Here is a 19561-nt window from a genome sequence, read left to right on the forward strand (position 1 = left end):
AATTTAAAATCTGCACGACACTTGTTACTCTATTTGTGATCACGGCAATTGGATGCGTGATCACAAAACTTAAATTTATACCGCTTTGTTTATGTTTCAAGCATATTTACGACTCTGAAAGAGTGACATGTGTAAAAAATGCGGTATTAGTTGTGAAACCGAACCAAAGGCATCTTATCCTGAAAGGGTGAACCCATGGCTGACATGAAGCAGAGCAAGCGCCCGCTCTCTCCGCATCTCCAAATCTACCGCCCCCAACTTAACTCCATGACGTCAATCCTGACGCGGATTACGGGCAACGCGCTCCTTGTGAGTTTTGTTCTCGTTGTGTGGTGGCTCTTTGCCGCGTCAACTAGCGAAGAATATTTTGCGGTGGCTAACGGCGTTCTAACGTCTTGGCTGGGGCAATTCGTGATGGTGATTTCGCTTTGGGGTATTTGGTACCACTATCTAGCAGGCTTGCGTCATTTGTATTTTGACTCTGGGCGCGGGCTTGATCCTGTGACTGCGGACAAATTGGGCTGGGGCTGTATCATTGGCTCCGTCGCTCTCACCCTGTTAACCTGTGTCATCGTTTAGGAGGCCACTATGAGTTTTATTACTGATCGTAAACGTGCAGAAGGCAAAGGCGCTTCGGGCACAGGCACCCTAGACCATTGGTTCATGCAGGTCAGCGCTGTTGGCTTGGCCGTGATGGTGCCCACATTCTTGTTCATTTTTGGCCGGGCTTTCGGAGGCAGCTATGAAGAGGTCCTCTCCACGTTTGCGCGCCCCGTTCCTGCGATCCTTTCTGCCCTCGTGCTGGTTTTTGGTCTTCTGCATTTCCGAAAAGGTGCGCAAATGATGATCGAAGATTACATGCGCGGTTCAAGCCGCAAAATCGCGATTATCGCGGTGATCCTCTTTTCCTACGGGTTGATGGCCACTGGCCTTTTCGCCCTCGCTAAAATCGCGCTTTAAGGAGCTGGCTCCATGTCTGCATATGAATATGAAACCCACGACTATGATGTGGTTGTTATTGGTGCCGGTGGCGCAGGTTTGCGCGCAACCCTCGGGATGGCCGAACAGGGCCTCCGCACTGCTTGCGTAACCAAAGTTTTCCCAACCCGTAGCCACACCGTTGCGGCGCAGGGCGGCATTGCCGCGTCGCTTTCAAATATGGGGCCAGATAATTGGCAGTGGCACATGTTTGACACCGTTAAAGGCTCCGACTGGCTTGGTGATACCGATGCCATGGAATACCTCGCCCGAGAAGCTCCCAAGGCGGTCTATGAGCTTGAGCATTACGGTGTTCCGTTCTCACGCACCGAAGAAGGCAAGATTTATCAGCGCCCCTTCGGCGGCCACACAACGGAATTTGGCGAAGGCCCCCCCGTGCAACGGACCTGTGCAGCCGCCGATCGGACCGGCCACGCCATTTTGCACACGCTCTATGGACAATCCCTCAAGCATAACGCCGAATTCTTCATTGAATACTTCGCGATTGATTTGATCATGTCCGAAGACGGCCAATGCCAAGGCGTTGTCTGTTGGAAGCTTGACGATGGTACAATCCACGTCTTCAACGCCAAGATGACGGTTCTTGCGACGGGCGGTTATGGACGTGCCTTCTTTAGCGCGACTTCTGCGCACACGTGTACGGGCGATGGCGGCGGCATGGTTGCCCGCGCTGGGCTTGCTTTGCAGGATATGGAATTCGTTCAGTTCCACCCAACCGGCATTTACGGATCGGGCTGTTTGATCACTGAGGGCGCGCGCGGAGAGGGCGGTTATTTGACCAACTCCGAGGGTGAACGCTTCATGGAGCGCTATGCGCCCACCTACAAAGACCTCGCGCCACGCGACTATGTTTCGCGCTCGATGACGATGGAAATTCGCGAAGGGCGTGGCGTTGGCAAGGATGGCGATCACATCCATCTTAATCTAAGTCACCTGCCCAAAGAAGCGCTTGCCGAACGCCTCCCCGGAATCTCGGAAAGCGCACGCATTTTTGCGGGTGTAGATGTCACCAAGGAACCGATCCCCGTTTTGCCAACGGTGCATTACAACATGGGCGGAATTCCAACGAATTATTTCGGCGAAGTTCTAAACCCAACTGCCAAAGATCCTAACGCCATTTTGCCGGGCCTGATGGCCGTTGGTGAAGCTGGCTGTGCGTCCGTGCACGGGGCCAACCGTTTGGGCTCGAACTCTCTGATCGATCTTGTCGTCTTTGGCCGTGCTGCAGCGATTAAAGCGGGCAAGATTGTCGACCCCGAGGCCTCCAATCCTGTCCTGAACCAAGCCTCCGTTGATGCCGCCTTGGATCGTTTTGACGGCTTGCGCCATGCAAAAGGCAATGTTTCCACCGCCGAGTTGCGCATTGAAATGCAGAAAACCATGCAGGCCGATGCCGCCGTGTTCCGTACGGATAAATCCTTGGCCGAAGGCGTTGAGAAAATGACCGTCATCGCTGGCAAAGTCGATGACCTAAAAGTTACTGACCGTAGCCTCGTTTGGAACAGCGACTTGATGGAGACGTTGGAACTGACCAACCTTCTTCCAAATGCGATGGCTACAATTGTCGGCGCCGAAGCTCGCAAAGAGAGCCGTGGCGCGCATGCCCATGAGGACTATCCCAAGCGCGATGACGAAAAATGGCGGGTTCACACCATCAGTCGTGTTGACGGCAACAAAGTTGACCTGACATATCGCCCCGTTGTTACGACTCCACTCTCCACGGAAGCCGAGGGCGGGATTAGCCTCGCGAGAATCGCTCCCAAAGAGAGGACGTTCTAATGCGTCTGTCTTGGGCCGTCTTGGGACTTTTGGGGGTTGCAGCTTGCGGTCCCACTCCACCGAAGACACCGAAAAACACGGATGAATGCCAGTCCTATGCTGCAAGTCGCGCTGGGCTGAGCTTTTCAACGGTTGGGGCAAAACAGGCGTATTTTAGTAAAGTTGTGACCGATACACATGGCGACAACAAAACGGTGCGCTCCACTTACCTTGGCTGCTTGGACCAAATTGGCGCGCTTCCAGAAGGCGTGAACTCTGTAGGCCAATCGGGGTCTATTCCTATTGGCGAGCGCACTGGAAACCGCAGTGACGTGATGTCGGGCGGAGCTGGCTACAAGATCGTGTCCTTTCGATCTGAGGGCCCTGGCATGATCGCGAGCGCTTCGGCCACGGGAACAGAGCCGCTCCCGCTTGAGTATGCCAGAATTTCTGGTGGAGCGGACCTTTGGTCCACCTTGTCACAATCACAACAAAAGCGCGTGCAATCTTACTTGTCTTCGGGGGGCGCATTTATGCCTTCCCTTCAGGGAGGCCTATAATGCGGAACAGTCATATGAGCGCAAAAATCGCTCCGAATTACAGCAAGCTTGGTGTTGATATGGTCGAGCGAGCCACAAAGAAACGGGTGCTATAATGGTAGAGTTTACACTTCCAAAGAACTCCAAAATCAAAGTGGGCAAAACTTGGCCCAAACCTGCTGGTGCGACGAATTTGCGGAAATTTCAGATTTACCGCTGGAATCCAGACGATGGCAAAAACCCCCAAGTTGACACCTATTTTGTCAATTTGGATACTTGTGGTCCGATGATTTTGGACGGGCTTATTCAAATCAAGAATGAGATCGATCCAAGTCTCACGTTCCGTCGCTCCTGTCGCGAGGGCATCTGTGGATCGTGTGCGATGAACGTCGGCGGGATCAACACGCTCGCCTGTATCTATGGCATGGACGAAGTGAAGGGCGACGTGAAGATTTATCCGTTGCCACATATGGAAGTGGTCAAAGACCTTATTCCAGACCTGACCCACTTCTACGCACAGCACGCGAGCATTATGCCGTGGCTGGAAACCAAATCTAACCGCCCCGCCAAAGAGTGGAAACAGTCGATTGACGACCGCAAAAAACTGGATGGCCTATACGAATGTGTGATGTGTGCTTGTTGCTCAACATCCTGCCCAAGCTATTGGTGGAACAGTGATGAATATCTTGGACCGGCGGCGTTGCTGCATGCCTATCGCTGGATTGTAGATAGCCGCGACGAAGCCACGGGCGAGCGTTTGGATGATCTTGAAGATCCGTTCAAACTGTACCGCTGCCACACGATTATGAATTGCGCGAAAACTTGTCCTAAGGGCCTTAACCCCGCAAAATCAATTAGCCACATCAAACAGATGATGGTCGAACGCGCAGTTTAAAAAATACAAAATGTTTAAAAAAGGGGCCGGACAATCTGTCGGCCCCTTTTGTGTTCTGGCTCCTAAGCCGATTTATGCAAATGCGGCTTCAAGGGCAATTTCTACCATGTCGCCAAAGCTTTTTTCACGTTGATCGCTCGGAAGGGCTTCCCCTGTCAAAAGATGGTCAGAGACCGTCAGGATCGCCAAGGCACGGCAACTGTGGCGCGCAGCCAGATTATAAAGTTCGGCCGCTTCCATTTCCACGCCCAGAATGCCGTGACGGATCATCTGTTCATTCAAATCGGGGCGCTCGTCATAGAAAACGTCGCTGGAATATATGCCGCCAACATGGGTGGGCGTGCCGCGGGATTGCGCCGCATCGGCGGCCGCGCGCAACAGGCCGTAATCGGCGCAGGGCGCAAAATTCATCTCTTTGAAAATCCCGCGTGACGGGGTCGAGAGGGTCGTTGCCGTCATGCCGATGATAACGTCACGGACCTTGATGGATTCTTGCATGCCACCACAGGATCCAATGCGGATGAGGGTTTTTGCGCCATAAGTTGTGATCAACTCGTTAACGTAAATTGAAAGGCTGGGCATGCCCATTCCGGTGCCATGGATGGTCACGCGGTTACCATTCCACATGCCAGTATATCCAAGCATGCCACGCACTTCATTGACCAGTTTAACGTCGGTCAGAAAGGTTTCAGCGGCCCATTTTGCACGATAGGGATCGCCCGGTAATAAAACGGTTTCTGCAATGTCACCGGGGGCTGCGCCAATATGGACTGTCATTCGGACCTCTTAAGTTTGACTGGATGGTCAATCTCTGCACAAAGCTTGGAGCGAGCGCAAGTAGTGTCTTACTGTGCCGCGATCGTTACAGGCGTAACAAGGGCGACAATATCAAACATGATTTTGTTCATTTCGAAGTCTTTCGGCGTATAAATTCGGGTAAGTCCCATTGCGAGCAGAGTTTTTGCATCGTCTTCGGGAATAATGCCGCCAGCGACGATGGGGATATGCCCAAGACCAGCATTCCGCATGCGCTCAACGAGTTCCCCCAATAGGGGAATGTGGCTGCCGGATAGAATCGACAATCCGACAATATGCGGCTCCTCGCGCAGGGCTGCTGCAACGATTTCCTCTGGCGTGAGGCGGATGCCTTCGTAGCATATTTCCATGCCACAATCACGTGCGCGGGTTGCGATTTGTTCGGCCCCGTTTGAGTGGCCATCAAGCCCCGGTTTGCCGACGAGGAACTTGAGGCGACGACCAAGGGACGCGCTTACGCCTTCAACGGCAGCGCGAATTTCTTCAAGGCCTTCCGTTTGGTTCGAGACGGTTTTGCGCACACCTGTGGGGGCGCGATATTGCCCGAAGGCAGTGCGCACAACGTCGCCCCACTCGCCCGTCGTAACGCCGGCTTTTGCGCAGGCGATGGAGGGTGGCATGATATTGGCACCGGATTTTGCTGCCGCGCGAAGAGCCGCGATTGCGGCTTGTACTGCGGTGTCATCGCGCGCTTCCTTGAAGGCCACAAGACGGGCGATTTGGTCCGCTTCTGCGGCGGGATCGGCAGCCATAATCGCGCGTTCCCCCGCGGTAAGGGGGCTTTCTTCCGTTTCGGTCCATCGGTTTACCCCGACGACCGTGGTTTCCCCCGTTTCTATTTTTCTCAAACGGTTCGCGTTGCTCGTCACAAGGCGGGATTTCATGTATTCAATCGCCGCGATTGCCCCGCCCATTTTGTCGATCTGGGCCAATTCGGCGCGAGTGCCTTCTTTTAGGGACTCCACTTTGCGTGTGACGGCTGGGTTTTCGTCAAACAAGTCGTCGAATTCCAAAAGATCGGTTTCATAAGCCAAAATTTGCTGCATCCGGAGGGACCATTGTTGATCGAAGGGGCGCGGCAGACCGAGCGCTTCGTTCCACGCAGGGAGTTGCACCGCACGGGCGCGCGCGTTCTTGGAAAGGGTCACCGCGAGCATTTCGATAAGAACGCGATAGACATTGTTTTCCGGCTGCTGCTCGGTCAACCCGAGGCTGTTGACTTGCACGCCATAGCGGAAACGTCGAAATTTTGGCTCCTCAATGCCATATCTCTCGCGGGTGATCTCGTCCCATAGGTCCACAAAGGCGCGCATTTTGCAAAGTTCGGTCACAAACCGGATACCGGCGTTAACAAAGAAGCTGATGCGCCCAACCATTGCGGGGAAATGCTCGGCTGGGACTTTTGTGCGTAAATCATCCAAAACCGCGACCGCCGTTGCAAGGGCAAAAGCCAGTTCTTCTTCGGGCGTCGCTCCGGCTTCCTGAAGGTGATAGGAGCACACGTTCGTTGGGTTCCATTTCGGTAGGAATTCGCGCGTATAGGCCGCGACATCCGTGAGCATACGAAGGGATGGCTCGGGCGGGCAGATATATGTGCCGCGACTGAGGTATTCCTTGATAATGTCGTTTTGGACGGTCCCTTGTAAGGCCGACACATCCGCCCCTTGCTCCTCCGCTGCGGCGATATACAACGCCAAAAGCCATGGGGCCGTGGCGTTGATCGTCATGGACGTGTTCATTTTCTCAAGCGGGATTGCATCAAAGAGGGCGCGCATGTCACCGAGGTGGTTGATTGGAACGCCAACTTTTCCCACTTCGCCACGGGCAAGTTCGTGGTCGCTGTCGTAGCCAGTTTGCGTCGGCAGATCAAAAGCCACAGACAATCCAGTTTGCCCTTTGGAAAGGTTCGAGTGGTAGAGCGCGTTGGAGGCCTGAGCCGTGGAATGTCCTGCGTAGGTGCGGAAAAGCCATGGCTTGGATTTCTCGGAAATTTGCATGGTTAAACCTTAGCGTAATTTTGATGCGTAAACTTACTTATAATTGATATATAGTTTCACTGTCAATCGCTGCGTTGCGGCATCTTGGGCTTTACCTAGGGGGCCGCGACTGAAACATTGGCACAATGTTTCAAACCGTTGAATTTCCAATTTGGCTAGTTGTTCTCGTTGCCCTCTTGGCTGCGATATCGACGCTTGATCGCATTCTAGTACCCTCCGTGCGCTGGTTTTTTCGCCGTCGTATGGAGCGGGTCGTCGCGCGGATAAATCTCAGGCTCCAGCGTCCAATTGAGCCATTCAAGCTCGCGAGACGTCACGATATGATCCAAAGGTTGATTTATGACCCTAAGGTCGCAGAGGCAATTCAAGAGCATGCGGAGGCCGAAGGTATACCCGAAAATGTCGCCTTTGAAGCGGCGCATAGATATGCGCGCGAGATCGTACCGTCATTCTCGGCGACAGCCTATTTTGGCTTCGCGATAAAAATCACACGTTGGCTTTCCCGTAGCTTTTATCGTGTCCGTCTTGGATATTCTGATGAGGAAAGTATCGCTCAGATTGCGCCTACGGCAACGGTGGTTTTCGTTATGAACCACCGCTCGAACATGGACTATTTCCTCGTGACATATCTCGCGGCCGAGCGAAGCGCCTTGTCATATGCCGTTGGAGAGTGGGCGCGCGTATGGCCTCTACAGGGGTTTCTCCGCTTTATGGGAGCCTATTTTATTAGGCGAAAGTCGCATAACTTACTCTATCGTCGCGTTCTTGGACGGTATGTTCAGATGGCGACTGAAGCTGGTGTTGCACAGGCCGTGTTCCCCGAAGGGGGGCTTTCTCTCTCGGGAAAAGTGGGGCCACCAAAGCTCGGAATCCTCAGTTATGTGATCTCTGGTTTTCACGGTGATGATGGCCGCGATGTTGTGTTTGTTCCCATCGCTTTGAACTATGATCGTGTTTTGGAAGATCGTGTTTTAATTGAAGCTGCGACCACGGGGTCGCGCAAATTTGGGTTCAGCTTTTTTAAGATGCTCGGGTTTGTTCTTCGCCAATTCCGCTTTTTCCTGACGGGTCGGTTCCACCGCTTTGGCTATGCCGCAGTGAGTTTTGGGCAGCCATTGTCTTTGCGGGAGTTTGCAGCCGAAGTACCAAAGGCAACCCATGATGAGCTTACGAAAACTGTGGGGCGGGAAATGATGAAACGTGTGCGCGAGGTTGTGCCGGTTCTTCCTGTTCCCTTGGTTGCTCTGATTTTAACCAGATCAACCAAGCCGTTGAGTCGCGAACAAATAGAAGCGCAAATGGGGGAGATCATTCAGGGCCTTAAAGAGATTGGTGCGCATGTGCATATCCCACGGGAAAATATTTCCTATGCTACCGACGTTGGTTTGCGCATCCTGTTGCTAAGGCAATTTATCCGTGAGGCATCTGGAACCTATACAATTACAGAGGATTCCAAAGAGTTTACGGCGTATTATGCGGCCTCAATTGAGCATTTGGTGGACGGCGAGCTTGTTATTTGATGGGAATGCGCCGCATCTGCTCGGTTATAAAGTTTCAAAAATGATGCCTGAATGGTTGTAATATTGCTTTGAGGTCGGTAATCCTTTCTTTAAGGCGCGTGATTCTGCGCCGCAGAAACCGATGGAGGCCGCCATGGCTCTAGATACAGAAAGCAAATTTCCTAGCAACGACGGTGCTAAGCTTGACCTATATGAGGTCGGTCAAATGCCGCCTCTAGGGCATGTCCCAAAACAGATGTATGCTTGGGCGATCCGGCGCGAGCGGCACGGTGAACCGGATAAATCTTTCCAACTTGAAACTGTGGCTGTTCCCGAAATTGACAGCTATGAAGTTTTGGTTTTGGTGATGGCCGCAGGTGTTAATTACAATGGTATCTGGGCGGGGCTTGGCGTTCCGATCAGCCCGTTTGATATTCACAAACAGGACTTCCACATTGCCGGTTCCGACGCTTCAGGCGTTGTTTGGGCGGTTGGGGATAAAGTTACGCGCTGGAAAGTTGGCGACGAAGTAGTGATCCATTGCAACCAAGACGACGGCGACGACGAGGAATGCAATGGTGGCGATCCTATGTTCTCATCGAGCCAGCGGATTTGGGGATACGAGACACCCGATGGGAGTTTCGCGCAGTTCACACGCGTGCAAGCGCAGCAATTGATGCCACGCCCCAAGCACCTGACGTGGGAAGAAAGTGCGTGCTACACACTCACCCTCGCCACCGCCTACCGGATGCTGTTTGGGCATCATCCACATGAGTTGAAACCGGGCCAAAATGTTTTGGTTTGGGGGGCCTCTGGTGGGTTGGGCAGCTTTGCTATTCAGCTCATTAATACCGCTGGGGCGAATGCAATTGGGGTCATTTCCGATGAAGAAAAACGCGCATTTGTGCTCGGGCTGGGGGCAAAAGGGGTCATTAATCGCAAAGACTTCAACTGTTGGGGGCAACTCCCGACGGTAAATAGCCCCGAATACAAAGACTGGTTCAATGAGGCGCGCAAATTCGGCAAGGCCATTTGGGATATCACGGGTAAAGGCGTGAATGTTGACATGGTTTTCGAGCATCCGGGCGAAGCGACGTTCCCAGTTTCAACCTTTGTTTGCAAGAAGGGCGGTATGATCGTTATTTGCGCAGGAACGAGCGGCTTTAATCTGACGATGGACGCGCGTTATGTATGGATGAACCAAAAACGCATTCAAGGCAGCCATTTCGCGCATTTAAAACAAGCAGCCGCGGCGAACAAATTGATGTGTGAGCGGCGTATTGATCCATGCATGAGTGAAGTCTTTGGTTGGAACGACATTCCACAAGCGCATCTCAAGATGCTGCGAAACCAGCACCAGCCTGGGAATATGGCTGTGTTGGTTCAGGCACCTCGTACTGGGTTGCGTACACTCGAAGACACTTTAGACGCGAATCTCTAATCCTGATTGTGCCCGCGACTCACCTGTGTTGCGGGCACAAACCTAGAAGACGAACAGGCCCCCCATAGCTTTCAAAACGTTAAAAGAGGCCGCCTCGCTATTTTAGGGGAGGAATAATATGCGAATACCCCAATTATTTAACTCGTGCTACGGTTGTGTCAATGCTCTGTTAACCACTGTCGAAGAGACTCGTCATGACAAACGTAACCACTGTGAAAGAGACTCGTCATGACAAACGACTGGATACTGAGCGTTCTCAACGACCTACAAGTTTTTGCTGATGCAAACGATATGCCTCAGCTCGCCTTACAGCTTGTAGAGACGAAAATATTGGCAGCCGCCGAGCTCTCTCAGAATCCGGAAAACCCAACAAGGGCGTTTAACGGGTATGAAGCGGAAGTTGGAGAGTATTATCGATCAGTTGGGCCAAGCGCAATCGCTTGAGGCTCTGCAAGATCAGGTATTCCAGATCAGGGACCTCTATGAGGTCGAGCATTTGGTTTATCATTCAGTCAATTCTACGGGTCAGCAATACGCTGCGCTCACCTATGAGGACGCCTGGGTCGATCACTACATCGAGACCGATTTGGCGCGGGTTGATCCCGTGGTCAAAGGGTGTTTCCAGCGGTTTCATCCCGTCGACTGGAAGCGATTGGATTGGTCGTCCAAAAAATCCCGTGACTTTTTGGGGGAAGCTGTTGCTGAAGGCGTCGGCAACCAAGGGTTTTCCGTTCCAATACGCGGTCCAAACGGGCAGTTTGCTCTCTTTTCGGTGAATCAGAAATGCGGCGACGAGGAATGGGAGAAGTTTACAGACCGCAGCATTCAAGATTTAATTCTGGTTGCGCATTACCTCAACCAAACGGCTTTGCGCATTGAACGTGGAACAGATGAGATGGCGACACGTGCCCTGTCTCCTCGCGAAAAAGATGCGCTAACTATGCTTGCGCTCGGGTATAGTCGTGCTCAGGCCGCCGAAAGCCTTTCCATTTCCCCCCATACTTTGCGCGTTTACATCGAAGCAGCCCAATTCAAACTCGGAGCCGCCAATACAACCCATGCCGTGGCGCGCGCGATGGCGCAGGGGTTGCTCGTCGTGTGAGTGTTGCGCAATTCGCGGGCAGGGCGCTCGCCTATGTTTGAGAATCTTTAGCCCTACGAAATAGACATCAAGGTGCCAATAACGACGGAGGGCACCATGATCCATTATCTTTATGCAGACCAACTCTCAACCTACCCAAAACTGCGCGACGGAATGTTCCGCGATCGCGCTCTTCAGTTTAAAAACCGCCTTGGTTGGGAGGTCGAAGTCGATGCAAATGGCAAAGAATGTGATGACTATGATGCCCTCAACCCCCTTTATGTGATTTGGGAAAATACCGACGGAACCCACGGTGGCTCCATGCGTTTCCTACCAACGACAGGCCCGACAATGGTCAACGATCATTTTAACGAGCTGTCTGATGGGGTGCATATCGAAAGCCCGCTTATTTGGGAATGCACGCGGTTCTGCCTTGCCCCAAATGCGCCCGCTGGTACGGCTACGGCTTTGATGTTGGGTGGCTCCGAAGTGGGGGTGAATTTCCATCTCAGCCACGCTGTTGGGGTTTTTGATGAACGAATGGTGCGCATCTATTCACGCCTTGGCTGGGGCCCCGTCATTATGGGAACTCAAGGAGAGGGGCGTGATGCTATTAGCCTTGGTTTTTGGGAGTATTCCAAGGAAATTCGCGAAAAAATGTACGAGAAATCGGGCATATCAGCGGCACAGTCGGCGCAATGGTTTAATCGTGCCTTTGGTACCCCATCGGCACAAGTTGGCGGCGCGGAAAAATCTCTAACCTTCGCTATGTGATATAGACTGGCAACCTCTGGGGCGGCCCTGTAATGTCGCCCCATGACCCTGCCAACCATTACCTATTCCGAAGATCAGGCCGAAGCCTTTGACCGCGTAACCGAAGTGTTACGGGAGGCAGGCGTTGATCTTGAAAATTCAGTAATGACACCGTTAAGTGATGGAAAACAAAAGGCTTTGGCCGTGATTGGGAAGGCTGGATCCGGCAAAACCCTTTTATTGGCGGAACTGTATAAGGCGCTTGAGGCCGCAGGCGTTGATGTTGTCTCAGGCGATTACGAAGGCAAGAAACGCAAATCGCGGCGCACGCTTGCAATCCTTGCCCCTACGAACAAAGCCGCGAGCGTTTTGCGCAATCGTGGGGTGCCAGCGACAACAATTCACCGCATCCTTTATACCCCCGTTTATGATCCCGAATACGAGAAAATCGCTGAATGGTTGGCGGGCGAGGGGGAGAGGCCGCAAGTCGAGGGGCTGACCGATGCGGCCCTCGATCGCGCCTTCGCTTTTTTCCAGAATAATAAATCGGTTCCGGGGGCATTAGCCGCCGCAGGGCTTCGTGGATCGGACTTTATTACCGGCTGGAAGCGCCGCGATGACCCGCTCGATATTGGGTTCATCGACGAAAGTTCGATGCTGGATGAAAAACAATACAATGATCTGCGTGAAATTTTCCCCACGCTGGTTCTTTTTGGAGATCCAGCCCAGCTCGCACCCGTAGGGCAGTCGGGCGAGATGATTTTTGACCGATTTAAAGGCCGTCAAAAGATGGTTCTTTCACGCGTTCACCGTCAAACCCAAGATAATCCTATCCTGGATCTCGCGCATGCTCTTGCCGATGAAAACCTCACGTTTGAGGGGTTTGAGCGGATGATAGAAGAGGCGTCAAAAAAGGACGAGCGCGTGGTTTGGGCACAGCGTGTCGAAAGCGACTTGATGGCGCGCTCTCCTGTCCTTGTGTGGCGAAACGCGACTCGCGTGCGGCTTATTCAGGCCTTTCGCGGTGCTTTTGGCGCTCCGGGGGATGCGCTTTTGCCGGGGGAGCCGCTAATTTGTGACGGGATTGAACTGCCCGCGAAACACCGAAAAAAACGCATTGATCTCGAGGCGCGTGGCCTAATTAAAGGGGCGCAGGTGGTCTATCTGGGACCAGGTCGCAATCCGGGTTTTTCGCGCATTCACGTAATGGGTGCCGAAGACCCGCAGGTCAGTGCGGCTTCGATCATCAAAATTGAATTCCCAGACGAAGAAGAGCCCTTCATTCCCTTTGCTGCCCGTATGGGGGCAGCGTTTTTGCACGGGGCCGCGGTAACCGTGCACAAGGCGCAAGGGTCGCAATGGGAAGATGTGCAGGTTTTTGGACCAGATATTTATGCCGCTGCGCGCATGGGACGGGTCGAGGCGGGGCAACCTTTGTGGAAACGGTTGGCTTATGTCGCTATTACACGGGCGGAAAAACGCCTTTTTTGGGTAGTGCGTAATCGTTTGGCCCGCCCAAGTGGTCCGCTGATAACGTCAGACTTGACGGTAAAGCCATCGGTGCTGAAATTGGCGATTGAAAACGAAGGGACAGAGGCATGAAGTCGATAATTATTACGGGTGCCAGCGGTGGTTTGGGCGCAATGACAGCGGGTATTTTCCTGTCACGTGGTTGGCGCGTTGGGTTGATGGCGCGCAACGCAGATAAACTTGCCGAGGTTGCCACTGGCTTTGAAAACGCTGTTCTTTTACCCTGTGATGTAACCAACGAGGTGCAAGTGGCGCAGGCTTTCGACAGCTTTGATGGCCCCCTTGATGCGCTCTTTAATAATGCCGGAAGCTTTGGCGCTACGGGTCTTATTGATGAGATTAGCCTTGCCGATTGGCAACAGGTTATGGAGGTCAATGTGACAGGGATGTTCCTCTGCGCACGTGCTGCTTTCGGTCGGATGCGCAAGCAGTCGCCACAAGGTGGGCGCATTATCAATAACGGTTCGATTTCCGCAACAACACCGCGTCCGGGGGCGATTTCCTATACGGCGTCCAAACATGCGGTTTCTGGGATCACCAAAACACTGGCGCTCGATGGCCGTCCTTTTGGCATTGCCTGTGGCCAAATCGATATTGGCAATGCGGCCAGTGCAATGACGCAAAAAATGTCGGGTGGCGTGCCACAAGCTGATGGCTCAATTCGGCCGGAACCTGTAATGGACGCGAGCAATGTTGCGGAAACGGTTTTTCACATGGCGAGTCTACCGCTCAATGCGAACATTCTAAACGTAACGGTTATGGCGACCGATATGCCGTTTGTTGGTCGCGGTTAGCGTGGGCCTTAAGCGCGGAAATAGCGGAAGATTGCGCTGGCACCCCAGCCCGCAAAAATTGCGATAAAGAGCGACATAATCCCGTAAATCAGAGAGTGTTGATGCGCGAGGTTGTACAGCCAGCGTTCGACACCCACTTTACGCACCTCAATGGAGGCCTCCGTTTGATTGACAACTCTTCCGTTGCGCACCAGTAAAAAACGCGTTTTGTATGTGCCTTCTGTAAGGTTCGCGGGCAGGGCAATTGAGGTGCGAAATAGGGTGTCCGAGGAAAGTTCGACCGCGCCTTCAAGGAGTTGATACAGTTTTTCTTTGTCGCGAATGCGTATCAGAGCTTCCGTGAAAGTTTCGGAATCAGTGATGTTGCTCGGCGCGCCAACCGAGCGCACAGCGTTGTTGATCGTTATATCGTGGCGCAAGTCAGAGGTTTGAGAAAGAATATCCTGTAGGGGAGACGTCGTTGCTACGGCATAGAAACTGGGTGCGGCATCAACTTCGACCGCATCAGTATTCACCCAAATTCCCAAAACACGCGACTTACGGCGGACAAGGACGGGCAAAGACGGGCCTGATACCGTGATGATAATATCCAGTTCCTCGCCCTCGGGAATCGGCGAGTCGCGTTTAATAGCGCCAAAAATGAGGATTTCAGAGCCGTCAAAATTAGCTGTGATGGCGACGTTATTATGGCTTAGAGCGGCGATGACTTCTTCACGCGCCGGAGCGGTTACAACACTTGTCAAAAGTAGGATGGTAGCGAGTAGAAGTGACCGCATTATTAGCTTCCCACCTTGCCCAAAGAGTAAAGTTCGCTGGGTTGGAGAAGCAAATCAAGCGCAAGTTTTCCGCAAACGACCAACACCAGAAGTGCCAGGAGCACACGCAATTGTTCGGCCTTAAGTTTGAGGCCAATGTGAGTGCCAAATTGGGCGCCAACAACCCCACCAATAAGCAGGAGAACCGCAAGGGGCATGTCGACGGTTTGGTTTGTTGTTGCGTGCAACAGTGTGGTGAATCCGGTTACGAAAATGATCTGAAACAGCGAGGTTCCGATCACAACTTTGGTGGGCATCCCCAGAAGATAGATCATGGCAGGCACCATAATAAAGCCGCCGCCGACGCCCATGATGGCCGCCAATATTCCAACAAGTACACCCACAAGGATCGGGGGGATTACACTGATATACAGGCCAGACGTGCGGAATTTCATTTTGAACGGGAGGTTGTGTACCCAGTTGTGTCTGCGTCGTATTGGTACTGCTCCGGGTCTTCTGGACCGAAGGATCGCACGAACGCTCTCGATAAACATGAGCGCACCGATGATGCCAAGGAAAACCACGTAACAGAGGGTGACAAGCAAATCTACTTGCCCCAAAGATTTCAGCAGGTTGAAAAGATAAATACCAAAAGCCGCGCCGAGCAGGCCGCCGATGAGCAAAACTGTCCCCATCTGAAGGTCGACGGTTTTGCGCTTAAAATGCGCAAGGACGCCGGAAATCGAAGACGCTACGATTTGGTTGGCCCCTGTCGCCACAGCCACGGCGGGCGGGATACCAATGAAAAACAGCAGCGGCGTGAGAAGGAAGCCACCGCCCACACCAAACATTCCCGACAGGATTCCCACCAATCCCCCAAGGCCTAACAATAGGAAGACGCTGACCGATACTTCGGCGATTGGGAGATAAATCTGCATTTGGTTACCCTGCTAGTCGCACAGTCAGTATAAGATGTCCCACGCCGGTTGTAGACCCCCGCATGCGACAAATCGGATCACTTCTGTTCAAAGCCGCACTTATTTTTCTTTTACGTAGGGCTGCCCCCCAGCGCGTGGCGGAATGGCTTTGCCAACAAACCCTGCGAGGATGATAACTGTGAGCAAATAGGGCAGAGCGTCGATGAATTGGGACGGTACTTCGAACCCCATAAACGATTTGTTTTCTAGATAGGGCGCCGCGGCTGCGAGGAAGCCAAACAAAATGCACGTTCCCATCGCCTGCCAAGGGCGCCATTTCGCAAAAATAAGCGCAGCAAGGGCAATATACCCCCGACCTGCCGTCATATCCTTCACGAAATTAGCGGCAAAACTCGCCAGATATACACCTGCTAGCCCGCACAAAACGCCAGCAATAATGATCGCGCTATACCGGAGTTTAACCACAGAAACCCCTGCTGTATCCACGGCCGCCGGATTTTCACCCGCTGCGCGCAGGCGCAACCCAAAGCGTGTGCGAAATAAAACGAACCATGTAACAGGCACGGCGATTAACGCTACATAGACCAATATGGTGTGCCCAGAGAGCAAATCCGAATAAATTGGCCCCAGTATCGGCACGTTCGCAACGGAATCCGCAAAGGGCAGTGTGATGTCGTGGAATCGGGCGCTGCTTGGCAGAGAGGGCGTGCGCCCACCAAGACCAAACCACGCAGAGCCAATCACAATCGAAAGGCCCGCCGCAAGGAAGTTGATCGCAACACCTGAGATGAGCTGGTCGCCACGGAAGGTAATCGATGCAACTCCGTGCAACATCGAAAGCGCCATGGAACCCGCAACTCCCGCCAAAAGGCCCAGCCAGATCGAGCCTGTTACAAACGCAACACCCCCTGTGAGGAAGGCTGCGCCGAGCATTTTACCCTCAAGGCCAATGTCCACGATCCCCGCGCGCTCAGAGTAGAGGCCCGCGAGGCACGCCAAAAGGAGTGGCGTTGCATAGCGCAAAGTTGAGTCGAGAATCGGGATTAAGATGTGAAAGAATTCCATGTCCTAAGCCCTCTTCTTCGAATTTGCGCGCATGAGAAAAATCCGCTCGACGGGGCCACGGACCATATAGTCGAGGGCGCCGGTTAGCAGAATGACGATGGCTTGAATCACGGTGACCATTTCGCGCGGGATGCCATAGACAAACTGTAATTCCGCGCCGCCTTGCCACAAGAAGCCAAACAAAATCGCCGCAAGAATGACACCGATGGGATGATTGCGCCCCATCAAGGCCACGGCGATGCCGATGAAACCAGCCCCTTCGACCGCGTTGTGGATCATGCGCTCGGCTTCGCCCATGACGTTATTTACAGCCATAAGTCCGGCAAACGCGCCGGAGATCAACATGGTGATGATCATGATTTTGGCGGGTGAAATTCCTGCATATTTGGAGGCAGTCTCCGAGTGTCCGAGGGCGCGGATTTGATAACCCAAGCGCGTGTGCCACATCAAAACCCAAAAAAACAAACAGCACAAAAGCGCCACGAGGAAGCTGATATTCGCGGGGGCGTGTTTTGAAAACTCAATGCCAAAGGGAGCGAGCATCTCGTGGAAGGTTGGCAAATGCGTGCCTGGTGGGAACGCGGCTGTTTCGGCAGCCATTTTGCCTTTCACTTTCATTGGGCCGGTCAACAGATATCCCGTTAGGGCCGCCGCCATAAAGTTGAACATGATCGTCGTGATAACGATATGGCTGCCCCGTTTTGCCTGAAGATAAGCGGGAATAAAGGCCCATGCTGCGCCGAACAGGCCACCAAAAACAATAGCTGCGGGAAGGGCGAGCGTCCAATGTGGCCACGGAACCGCTAATAAAATAACGGCGACTCCAAGGCCGCCAATCGCCGCTTGGCCCTCGCCGCCGATGTTGAACATCCGAGCGTGTGACGCGATGGCCATTGCGAGGCCTGTAAATATGAAGTTCGTCGCGTAATAAAGCGTGTAGCCCACACCGCGCGAACTGCCGAACGATCCTTCGATCATCGTGGCGAGCGCGTCAAACGGGTTAGTTCCGATCGCAGCGAGAACAATGCCAGAAATTACAAATGCAATGAGCAAATTTATGAAGGGGATAAGGGCAACATCCGCCCATCTTGGCATCTTGTTCATGCGCCCGCTCCGTCACTCTTGTCTGGTGTCATACCCGCCATCATCATCCCCAATTCGCGCTCGTTCGTTTCGCTCGCAAGGCGTTCGCCCATGATTTTCCCGTCAAACATGACGACAATCCGGTCCGCAAGCGAGAGCACTTCTTCAAGTTCCACCGAGACCAGCAAAATCGCCTTGCCCTGATCACGAAGCGCAACGATTTGCTGGTGGATGAATTCGATAGCTCCAATATCCACACCGCGGGTCGGTTGGCCAATGAGGAGTAAATCAGGATTGCGCTCAATTTCGCGTGCAAGAACGATTTTCTGTTGATTGCCACCCGAGAAGTTCGCCGCGTGAAGATGCGGGTTCGGGGGGCGTACATCAAAGCGGTTCATCTTGCCTTGAGTGTCCTCGAGGATGGCCTTGTTGTCCATTATGAATTTGTTTTTATTGTATTTTGCGTCGTTGTGATAACCGAAGGCGACGTTTTCCCACGCCTCAAAATCAAGGATAAGACCCTCTTCGTGGCGATCTTCGGGGACGTGCGCAATGCCATTGGCGCGGCGAGATTGGCCGTCGCTTTTGGAGCCTGTTAGGTCGAGTTCTTTGCCGTGCAAGCGGATGCTTCCGGTGGCCTTGGCGTAGCCGCCAAGAACTTCAAGAAGTTCAGATTGGCCGTTCCCCGAGACTCCCGCAATTCCCAAAATCTCGCCTGCGCGAATATTGAAGGAAATGCCTTTGACGCGGGTGACCTTATCTTCGTCAACGACCACAAGGTTCTCGACCGAGAGGATTTCCTCACCCGGTTGCACGGGGGCTTTGTCGACATGCAGAAGCACTTTGCGGCCGACCATCAGTTCGGCCAACTGCTCAGGGCTCGTTTCCGATGTTTTCACCGTCGCAGTCATTTCCCCACGGCGCATGACGCTCACGGTGTCGGTGATATCCATGATCTCGCGCAGCTTATGCGTAATGAGAATAATGGTTTTGCCAGAGGCGCGAAGGCCTTCGAGAATGCGGAACAGGTGGTCAGCCTCATCGGGTGTCAAAACCCCCGTGGGCTCGTCGAGAATAAGGATATCCGCCTTGCGATACAGAGCTTTCAGGATCTCAACCCGCTGACGATGCCCCACCGAGAGGTCTTCAATCAACGCGTCCGGATCAACATTCAACTCGTATTCTTCTGCCAATTCGGTGAGTAGTTTGCGCGCCTTGCGCAACGACGGCGTCAGGCGCCAACCATCTTCGGCCCCAAGGACCACGTTCTCAAGAACCGTGAAATTATCAACCAGTTTAAAGTGCTGGAACACCATGCCAATGCCAGCCTTGATGGCGGCCTGACTGTCAGGAATGACCGTTCGTTTTCCGCTAATAATAATCTCGCCCGCATCGGCCTTGTAGAACCCATAGAGGATCGACATCAGCGTTGACTTACCAGCGCCGTTTTCGCCAATAATTCCGTGGACGGTGCCCTTTTGGACGGTGATCGAGATGTCTTTGTTGGCTTGAACAGGGCCGAAAGCCTTGGAAATGCCGCGCAGCTCGATAGCGGGAGCGGGGGATGTTGGAGCGGCAGTTTCCTGCCGCCCCTTTTCTGGTGCCAAAGCCATTCTAG

General features: G+C 53.2%; 18 protein-coding genes. 11 read left to right on the forward strand and 7 right to left on the reverse strand.

Annotated features, from left to right (window positions below; all coding sequences use genetic code 11):
* Positions 1–195 precede the first annotated feature (195 nt).
* The 5 genes from sdhC to AB9F26_RS17915 all read left to right on the forward strand — a co-directional run bounded on the left by sdhC (position 196) and on the right by AB9F26_RS17915 (position 4191).
* The gene (gene sdhC / locus AB9F26_RS17895; RefSeq protein WP_369768643.1) at positions 196–579 is read left to right on the forward strand and encodes a succinate dehydrogenase, cytochrome b556 subunit; all 384 of its coding nucleotides are present in this window, start codon (positions 196–198) and stop codon (positions 577–579) included.
* A 9-nt stretch (positions 580–588) separates the two neighbouring features.
* Positions 589–960, forward strand: coding sequence for a succinate dehydrogenase, hydrophobic membrane anchor protein (gene sdhD / locus AB9F26_RS17900; protein ID WP_369768644.1), 372 nt, complete (start codon positions 589–591; stop codon positions 958–960).
* Positions 961–972: 12 nt separating this feature from the next.
* Positions 973–2778 (forward strand): succinate dehydrogenase flavoprotein subunit, encoded by a 1806-nt coding sequence (sdhA, locus tag AB9F26_RS17905; RefSeq protein WP_369768645.1) that lies wholly within the window; start codon positions 973–975, stop codon positions 2776–2778.
* A complete protein-coding gene (locus AB9F26_RS17910) occupies positions 2778–3317 on the forward strand; it encodes a hypothetical protein (RefSeq protein WP_369768646.1) in 540 nt (179 codons plus the stop codon). The genes sdhA and AB9F26_RS17910 overlap by 1 nt, the downstream gene beginning before the upstream one ends.
* 94 nt (positions 3318–3411) lie before the next feature.
* Complete coding sequence (locus AB9F26_RS17915) at positions 3412–4191, forward strand: succinate dehydrogenase iron-sulfur subunit (RefSeq protein WP_039001410.1); 780 nt, start codon at positions 3412–3414, stop codon at positions 4189–4191.
* 72 nt (positions 4192–4263) lie between these two features.
* Here the strand turns inward: AB9F26_RS17915 and deoD are convergent, their stop codons facing one another.
* The gene (gene deoD, locus AB9F26_RS17920; RefSeq protein ID WP_039001409.1) at positions 4264–4968 is read right to left on the reverse strand and encodes a purine-nucleoside phosphorylase; all 705 of its coding nucleotides are present in this window, start codon (positions 4966–4968) and stop codon (positions 4264–4266) included.
* A 68-nt stretch (positions 4969–5036) separates the two neighbouring features.
* Positions 5037–7004, reverse strand: coding sequence for a protein meaA (locus AB9F26_RS17925; protein ID WP_335584113.1), 1968 nt, complete (start codon positions 7002–7004; stop codon positions 5037–5039).
* Positions 7005–7129: 125 nt separating this feature from the next.
* On the opposite strand from AB9F26_RS17925, the gene AB9F26_RS17930 reads away from it, so the two are divergent.
* The 6 genes from AB9F26_RS17930 to AB9F26_RS17955 all read left to right on the forward strand — a co-directional run bounded on the left by AB9F26_RS17930 (position 7130) and on the right by AB9F26_RS17955 (position 14102).
* Positions 7130–8524, forward strand: coding sequence for a 1-acyl-sn-glycerol-3-phosphate acyltransferase (locus AB9F26_RS17930; protein ID WP_369768647.1), 1395 nt, complete (start codon positions 7130–7132; stop codon positions 8522–8524).
* Positions 8525–8657: 133 nt separating this feature from the next.
* The gene (ccrA, locus tag AB9F26_RS17935; protein WP_039001407.1) at positions 8658–9944 is read left to right on the forward strand and encodes a crotonyl-CoA carboxylase/reductase; all 1287 of its coding nucleotides are present in this window, start codon (positions 8658–8660) and stop codon (positions 9942–9944) included.
* A gap of 388 nt (positions 9945–10332) precedes the next feature.
* On the forward strand, positions 10333–11046 hold the full coding sequence (locus AB9F26_RS17940; protein WP_335584111.1) for a LuxR family transcriptional regulator: 714 nt from the start codon (positions 10333–10335) through the stop codon (positions 11044–11046).
* A 96-nt stretch (positions 11047–11142) separates the two neighbouring features.
* On the forward strand, positions 11143–11799 hold the full coding sequence (locus AB9F26_RS17945) for an acyl-homoserine-lactone synthase (protein ID WP_369768648.1): 657 nt from the start codon (positions 11143–11145) through the stop codon (positions 11797–11799).
* A 42-nt stretch (positions 11800–11841) separates the two neighbouring features.
* Complete coding sequence (locus AB9F26_RS17950) at positions 11842–13380, forward strand: ATP-dependent RecD-like DNA helicase (RefSeq protein ID WP_369768649.1); 1539 nt, start codon at positions 11842–11844, stop codon at positions 13378–13380.
* Positions 13377–14102 (forward strand): SDR family oxidoreductase, encoded by a 726-nt coding sequence (locus AB9F26_RS17955; protein WP_369768650.1) that lies wholly within the window; start codon positions 13377–13379, stop codon positions 14100–14102. Before AB9F26_RS17950 ends, AB9F26_RS17955 begins: the two co-directional genes overlap by 4 nt.
* A gap of 8 nt (positions 14103–14110) precedes the next feature.
* Here the strand turns inward: AB9F26_RS17955 and AB9F26_RS17960 are convergent, their stop codons facing one another.
* From AB9F26_RS17960 to AB9F26_RS17980, 5 genes are all read right to left on the reverse strand, one after another.
* Positions 14111–14878: a TIGR02186 family protein gene (locus AB9F26_RS17960; RefSeq protein WP_335584107.1), complete on the reverse strand. Its 768-nt coding sequence runs from the start codon at positions 14876–14878 to the stop codon at positions 14111–14113.
* A gap of 2 nt (positions 14879–14880) precedes the next feature.
* Positions 14881–15795: a sulfite exporter TauE/SafE family protein gene (locus AB9F26_RS17965; protein ID WP_335584106.1), complete on the reverse strand. Its 915-nt coding sequence runs from the start codon at positions 15793–15795 to the stop codon at positions 14881–14883.
* Between the two features lie 99 nt (positions 15796–15894).
* Complete coding sequence (locus AB9F26_RS17970; protein ID WP_369768651.1) at positions 15895–16860, reverse strand: ABC transporter permease; 966 nt, start codon at positions 16858–16860, stop codon at positions 15895–15897.
* A 3-nt stretch (positions 16861–16863) separates the two neighbouring features.
* Entirely contained in the window at positions 16864–17964 is a 1101-nt protein-coding gene (locus tag AB9F26_RS17975; protein WP_039001400.1) for an ABC transporter permease, read from the reverse strand.
* The gene (locus tag AB9F26_RS17980) at positions 17961–19556 is read right to left on the reverse strand and encodes an ABC transporter ATP-binding protein (RefSeq protein ID WP_369768652.1); all 1596 of its coding nucleotides are present in this window, start codon (positions 19554–19556) and stop codon (positions 17961–17963) included. The genes AB9F26_RS17975 and AB9F26_RS17980 overlap by 4 nt, the downstream gene beginning before the upstream one ends.
* Positions 19557–19561 lie beyond the last annotated feature (5 nt).

Source organism: Falsihalocynthiibacter sp. BN13B15 (assembly GCF_041205415.1).
Lineage (GTDB): Bacteria > Pseudomonadota > Alphaproteobacteria > Rhodobacterales > Rhodobacteraceae > Falsihalocynthiibacter > Falsihalocynthiibacter arcticus.